The organism is Variovorax glucosi, assembly GCF_051216695.1.
GTDB lineage: Bacteria > Pseudomonadota > Gammaproteobacteria > Burkholderiales > Burkholderiaceae_C > Variovorax.
Genome location: NZ_JBPJZE010000184.1, coordinates 1 through 1254, shown reverse-complemented (window position 1 = coordinate 1254; position 1254 = coordinate 1). Strand labels below are relative to the sequence as shown.

Annotated in this window: 2 protein-coding genes; both read right to left on the bottom strand. The window is 64.2% G+C overall.

The window, feature by feature from the left end; translation table 11 throughout:
• The coding region (locus ACSFA3_RS24090) for a tripartite tricarboxylate transporter substrate-binding protein (RefSeq protein ID WP_435507913.1) at window positions 1-532 on the bottom strand (532 nt) is incomplete at its 3' end.
• 53 nt (window positions 533-585) lie between these two features.
• The coding region (locus tag ACSFA3_RS24085) for an MmgE/PrpD family protein (RefSeq protein WP_475544583.1) at window positions 586-1254 on the bottom strand (669 nt) is incomplete at its 5' end.

Here is a 1254-nt window from a genome sequence, read left to right as displayed (position 1 = left end):
CGCTGACACCCTTGTAGGGAATGTGCGTCATCGAGATGCCGGTATCACGTTGCAGCACGAGCGCGCTTAGATGAGGCGTCGTTCCGATGCCTCCAGCGCCATAGTTGATCTTGCCGGGATTCTTCTTGGCGCGATCGATGAGCTCCGCCAGGGTCGTGATGCCCGACGACTTTGGCACCGCAATCAACATGGGGCCTCGGCCGATCATGCCAACGATGATGAAATCGGATGCGGGCTTGTACGAAATCGACTTGTACATCGCAGGCGAGATCGCGTTGGTCGACGATACGAGCATCAAGGTGTAGCCATCGGGCGGCGACTTGGCGACGACCGAGGCGGCCAGCGTCGTGCCGGCGCCGGGGCGGTTTTCGACGATGACGGCTTGCCCCAGAGCCTTGCCCATCGAGTCGGCGAGAACGCGCGCCACCCCGTCGGCGCCTCCACCCGCAGTGAATCCGACGATCAACTTGATTGGACGTTCGGGCCATGCCGCCTGGGCGGCGGAACAGGCAGCGACGAGCGCCAGCGTCATCAGGTACCGGGGCCCGGCCTTGCTGAAAGAAATACTGTTCATGGAAGTCTCTGTCATGCGGAGGGAAGTGCGGCGAGCAGGGCGCGGGCCGACATGGAATGAAAGCCGAGGCAGGCCTCAAGGAACCGCGCACCATCGCGCTGTTGCCCGGTGGCACCACCCCAATCGAGGCAATCCTCGAGCTTCGCGGACAGCTCCGCGCTGCTCAGTGGCTGCGAAGCCGAACCATGCAATTGCTCGATGCGCTGGTTCACGGTGCGCCCATCCCGCAGATGCAGAGTGACATCGGCCCAGCGCGGCGATGCGGCACCGTCGTCATCGCGCCAGCGCACCTTGTCCAGAAAACGCTGGATCTCGGGGCGTTGGACTGCCGCGTCCGTGAAGCTTGCAAGACGCACGGCCCCGTCGGACAGCGCCACCGCAAGGGCATAGGGCAGGCTGAACTTGCCCTCGAGTCCCAGCGAAGGGCGCGGATGGACCAGGGGGAGCAACCCGGTCCTGCTGCTGAGGACCTCGATGGTTTCCACATCCTCAAGGCGCAGGCCATGCGCGGAACGCAGTGCCAGCACGGCATCGATGGAACGGTGCGTCGCGTAGCACATGGGGTACTGTTTCACGTCGACCCCGCTGCGCTCGATTTCCAGAGGCGACTCGCCCAGTCCGGCCAACACCGTATCGACGGGTTCGCCGTTTCCGTAGAGCACCAGGTACCCGGTCGGTCC